The organism is Pseudomonas sp. (genome assembly GCF_036387035.1).
Taxonomy (GTDB): Bacteria; Pseudomonadota; Gammaproteobacteria; order Pseudomonadales; family Pseudomonadaceae; genus Aquipseudomonas.
This window is the reverse complement of the sequence record NZ_DASVUM010000226.1, coordinates 1-4,602: the sequence shown is the minus strand read 5'-3', so window position 1 is coordinate 4,602 and position 4,602 is coordinate 1. Positions and strand designations below refer to the sequence as shown.

At 60.6% G+C, this 4,602-nt stretch carries 4 protein-coding genes and 1 pseudogene; 1 reads left to right on the top strand and 4 read right to left on the bottom strand.

Annotated elements, in window-relative coordinates; all coding sequences use genetic code 11:
- Positions 1 to 6: 6 nt before the first annotated feature.
- Both ptsP and VF672_RS20845 read right to left on the bottom strand, forming a co-directional pair.
- On the bottom strand, positions 7 to 2,286 hold the full coding sequence (gene ptsP, locus VF672_RS20850; RefSeq protein ID WP_331106418.1) for a phosphoenolpyruvate--protein phosphotransferase: 2,280 nt from the start codon (positions 2,284 to 2,286) through the stop codon (positions 7 to 9).
- Between the two features lie 21 nt (positions 2,287 to 2,307).
- Positions 2,308 to 2,787 carry an RNA pyrophosphohydrolase gene (locus tag VF672_RS20845; RefSeq protein WP_331106417.1) on the bottom strand — a complete coding sequence of 160 codons (480 nt, stop codon included), beginning with the start codon at positions 2,785 to 2,787 and terminating at the stop codon, positions 2,308 to 2,310.
- A 166-nt stretch (positions 2,788 to 2,953) separates the two neighbouring features.
- Here VF672_RS20845 and VF672_RS20840 point away from each other — a divergent pair, with 166 nt between their 5' ends.
- Positions 2,954 to 3,610 carry an HAD family hydrolase gene (locus tag VF672_RS20840; RefSeq protein ID WP_331106416.1) on the top strand — a complete coding sequence of 219 codons (657 nt, stop codon included), beginning with the start codon at positions 2,954 to 2,956 and terminating at the stop codon, positions 3,608 to 3,610.
- Positions 3,611 to 3,665: 55 nt separating this feature from the next.
- Here the strand turns inward: VF672_RS20840 and VF672_RS20835 are convergent, their stop codons facing one another.
- Together VF672_RS20835 and VF672_RS20830 are read right to left on the bottom strand one after the other, a co-directional pair.
- A complete protein-coding gene (locus VF672_RS20835; RefSeq protein ID WP_331106415.1) occupies positions 3,666 to 4,094 on the bottom strand; it encodes a DUF2269 family protein in 429 nt (142 codons plus the stop codon).
- 234 nt (positions 4,095 to 4,328) lie between these two features.
- A pseudogene (locus tag VF672_RS20830) lies at positions 4,329 to 4,602 on the bottom strand (threonine ammonia-lyase, biosynthetic); the annotation flags it as partial.

Here is a 4,602-nt window from a genome sequence, read left to right as displayed (position 1 = left end):
GGCAACTCAATGCCCCTTCACTGACCCTGGATTGATCATCCGCGACAGGCCGAGATTCCTCAGCGCCAGCTGCAAGGAGCTGCTGATGACTTGCGGGTTGTCATTTTTCATCAGCTGCGCCAACAGCTCCTTGGCCATGCTCAGGTTGATCTGACGCAGCATCCACTTCACTTTCGGCAAGTTGGTGGCGTTCATTGACAGGCTGTCGAAGCCCATTGCCATCAGCAGCACGGCCGCCGCCGGATCACCGGCCATTTCGCCGCAGATGCTCACCGGCTTGCCTTCGGCGTGGGCATCTCGCACCACGCTCTGCAAGGCTTGAAGCACTGCCGGGTGCAGGTAATCGTACAAGTCCGCCACGCGCGGGTTGTTACGGTCAACCGCCAACAAATACTGGGTCAAGTCGTTCGAACCGACCGACAGGAAATCCACCTGACGCGCCAGCTCACGGGTCTGATAGACCGCCGCCGGCACTTCGATCATCACGCCCACCGGCGGCATCGGCACATCAGTGCCTTCATCACGCACCTCGCCCCACGCCCGGTGAATCAGGTGCAACGCCTCTTCGGTCTCGTGGGTGCCGGAGATCATCGGCAGCAGAATGCGCAGGTTGTTCAAGCCTTCGCTGGCCTTGAGCATGGCGCGCGTCTGCACCAGGAAGATTTCAGGGTGATCCAGCGTTACGCGGATGCCGCGCCAGCCGAGGAACGGGTTGTCTTCCTTGATCGGGAAGTACGACAACGACTTGTCGCCGCCGATGTCCAGCGTTCGCATGGTCACGGGCAACGGGTGAAACGCCGCCAGTTGCTCACGGTAAATGGCGAGCTGTTCCTTCTCGCTCGGGAACCGCTGCTGAATCATGAACGGCACTTCAGTGCGGTACAGGCCCACGCCTTCCGCGCCTCGCTGTTGCGCACGGGCCACATCGGCCAGCAGACCGGTGTTGACCCACAGCGGCATGCGGTGACCGTCGAGGGTCACGCAGGGCAATTCACGCAGCGCGTCGAGGCCTTGAGAGAGCTGACGCTCTTCCTCGACGACGACCGAATACTGCTTGATCAGGATCTCGGAAGGGTTGGTGAAGACCTCACCGTGGTAGCCGTCAACGATCAGCTGAATGCCGTCGACCTTCGAGTACGGCAGGTCCACCACGCCCATGACCGTGGGAATGCCCATGGCGCGGGCCAGAATGGCGACGTGGGAGTTACCAGAGCCCAGTACCGAAATCAGGCCCACCAACTTGCCTTCCGGCACTTCGCCGAGCATGGCCGGCGACAGCTCTTCACTGACCAGAATGGTGTTGTCGGGATAAACCAGCGTCTGCTGCCGTGCTTCTTGAAGGTAGGCAAGCAGGCGACGACCGAGGTCCTTGACGTCCGATGCACGTTCACGCAGGTAGGCGTCGTCCATCAGCTCAAAACGTTTAACGTGCTCGTTAACCACCGAGCGCAACGCGCCCTGGGCCCACTGGCCGGTTTTGATGACGTTGGTGACTTCGCTGCCCAGCGATGCATCATCAAGCATCATCAGGTACACATCGAACAGGGCGCGCTCTTCAGGGCGCAATTGGGTGGCCAACTTCGCCGAAAGGGTGCGCATGTCATTGCGAACGCCTTCAAGCGCGGTCTGGAACAATTTAAGTTCGGCGGTGATGTCCGAGACGGTTTTGTCCGGCACCACTTCGAGATCGGCCGGCGGCAGCATGACCAGTGCGGTACCGACCGCAGCACCGGGAGAACCCGGCACGCCGACAAATCGGGCTTCCTGGATACCCTTGCCTTGCCGGCCCAGCCCGCGAATTGAGCCGGTGGCTTCGGCATGGGCAATAACGCCCGCCAGCTGCGCGCTCATCGTCACGAGGAAGGCTTCTTCACCCTCGTCGAACTGGCGCCGCTCCTTTTGCTGGATAACCAACACGCCCACCACCCTGCGATGGTGGATGATCGGCGCACCGAGGAATGAGGCGTAGCGTTCTTCGCCGGTTTCAGCGAAGTAGCGATAACGGGGGTGATCGGCGGCGTTTTCGAGGTTCAGCGGCTCTTCGCGCGTACCGACCAGACCCACCAGGCCCTCATTTGGGGCCATGCTCACCTTGCCGATCGAGCGTTTGTTCAGGCCTTCGGTGGCCATCAGAACGAAGCGGTTGGATTCGGGATCAAGCAAGTAGACCGAGCACACCTGGCTGCTCATGGCCTCTTTGACGCGCAACACAATAATGCCCAACGCCGCCTTGAGATCCTTGGCGGAGTTAACTTCCTGGACGATCTTGCGCAGCGTATTGAGCATGGCTCGGGGTCGAACTCCGTGTCAGTCGCGCGCCAACAGGCGCGGGGCAAGCTCTTTAAGGGCGCGTCGATATACCTCGCGCTTGAATGTCACCACCTGGCCCAACGGGTACCAATAACTGACCCAACGCCAGCCATCGAACTCCGGTTTGCCGGTCAAATCCATCCGCACCCGCTGCTCATCGGAGATCAGGCGCAGGAGAAACCATTTTTGCTTCTGGCCGATGCACAGCGGCTGGCTGTGGGTACGGACCAATCGTTGCGGCAGACGATAGCGCAACCAACCCCGGGTGCAGGCAAGAATTTCAACATCATGCCGTTCCAGCCCGACTTCTTCATTCAATTCACGGTAAAGCGCGTCTTCCGGCGTCTCCTGAGGGTTGATACCCCCCTGCGGAAACTGCCAGGCGTCTTGATTGATGCGGCGAGCCCATAAGACCTGGCCAGCATCATTTGTCAGAATTATCCCGACATTAGGGCGAAAACCATCGGGGTCGATCACGGCCACAACCTCGCAAACGCATGTCGTCGCATTGTTCCACAAAGATCGTGAAGGCAGCAACGAGGCTGCGACAGCTTATCGTGACAACCGCATTAATAGATGCGATCTCTTGGGCAAACCTCGTATTCTTGTGCTCTTTTTTCTGATATTTCAGCGAGTAAAGCTCATGCGCCTGGCCCTGTTCGACCTCGACAACACCCTCCTCGGCGGCGACAGCGATCATGCCTGGGGGGATTACCTGTGCGAGCGCGGCATTCTGGATGGTGCGGCGTACAAGGCGCGCAATGATGCTTTTTATCAGGACTATCTGGCCGGGACACTGAACCTGACCGACTACCTGAATTTCTCTCTGGAGATCCTGGGCCGTACCGAAACGGAGCAGCTCGACGAATGGCACCGGGAGTTCATGCGTGACTGCATCGAGCCGTTGATCCTGCCAAAGGCAATGGACCTCATCGCCAAACACCGCAACGCGGGTGACAAGCTGGTGGTGATCACGGCGACCAACCGTTTCGTGACTGCACCGATCGTGGCGCGGTTGGGCATCGACACACTGCTGGCGACCGAGTGCGAGGTCATTGATGGCCGCTACACCGGACGCACCACTGACGTGCCGTGCTTTCGCGAGGGCAAAGTCACCCGCCTGAATCGCTGGATCGAAGAGAACGGCTACTCCCTCGAGGGCAGCTGGTTCTACAGCGACTCGATGAACGATCTGCCACTGCTCGAGCAAGTGGCCAACCCGGTCGCGGTCGACCCTGATGAAAAGCTGCGCGCCGAGGCCACCCGCCGCGGCTGGCCGGTGATATCACTGCGCGGCTGATAAGCCTTCGCGGGGCCAGCTCATTCACTGGCCCGCTGTCACGGCGAAGCGGCGCTTATACCGGTTTGGCGCCCATCAGGCCGGCAATCGCCACGAAGCAGACGACGCTGAACACGGCCAGCCCCAGTGTGAAACGGGAGTTGCCGACCATGACTGGCCGGCGCAGGCGGTTGACCCGCACCGCCAGCCAGGCCCAGCTCAAGGCGCCGAAGAGGTACAAAACGCTCGCCGTCAGCAACCAGGTTTGTCCCAGCGGCCAGCCGGCGTAGTGCACCAGCCACCAGCCGCTGATCGGCAGGGTCAACAGGCACACACCCATCAGCACCCACGCGAATGCCCACGGCCGTTGCATGGCTCGGTTCTGCACTGTGGTATCGCCTGCCCGACGGCCCCGCACGATCCACACAATCAATCCCAGCGCGCAGATGAACAGCAGCACCGTGCTGACCACGTGCAGGATTTTCAGTGCAGCGAAGTGTTCCATGATTGTTTGTTTCCCCTGTGTCTGGCGTTGTTTGAAGCGTAGCAATAGATCGCCCGTTGCCGCCTTGTATACCGGCCGGGGGGGAAAGCCAACTGTAGGAGCCGGCTTGCTGGCGAACGCGTCGGGCCAATCAACATAAACGGTGAATGATCGATCGCCTTCGCCAGCAAGCCGGCTCCTACAAAGGCGGTGGCTGTCAGCCCATCCATGCAGGTGAGCGCCAGGCAGACCCCGTCACCCCAAAAACAGCTTGTACGCCGGGTTCTTCGTCTCGTCCCAGTACGGGTAGCCAATCTCCGCCAACGCCTTCGGCACCAGATGCCGCTCATCCTCCGGCACCACCAGCCCGGCCACCACCCGGCCATCCGCCGCGCCGTGGTTGCGGTAATGAAACATCGAGATATTCCATTTCCCGCCCAGCTTGTTCAGGAAGTTGAACAGCGCGCCTGGCCGCTCGGGAAACTCAAAACGCAGCACCACCTCGTCGTTGACCCGCTCCGAATGCCCG

Excerpts from the sequence above, each read along its gene's own strand:
- VF672_RS20840 (WP_331106416.1), top strand. The coding sequence starts at position 2,954 with ATGCGCCTGGCCCTGTTCGACCTCGACAACACCCTCCTCGGCGGCGAC.
- ptsP (WP_331106418.1), bottom strand. The coding sequence starts at position 2,286 with ATGCTCAATACGCTGCGCAAGATCGTCCAGGAAGTTAACTCCGCCAAG.
- VF672_RS20835 (WP_331106415.1), bottom strand. The coding sequence starts at position 4,094 with ATGGAACACTTCGCTGCACTGAAAATCCTGCACGTGGTCAGCACGGTG.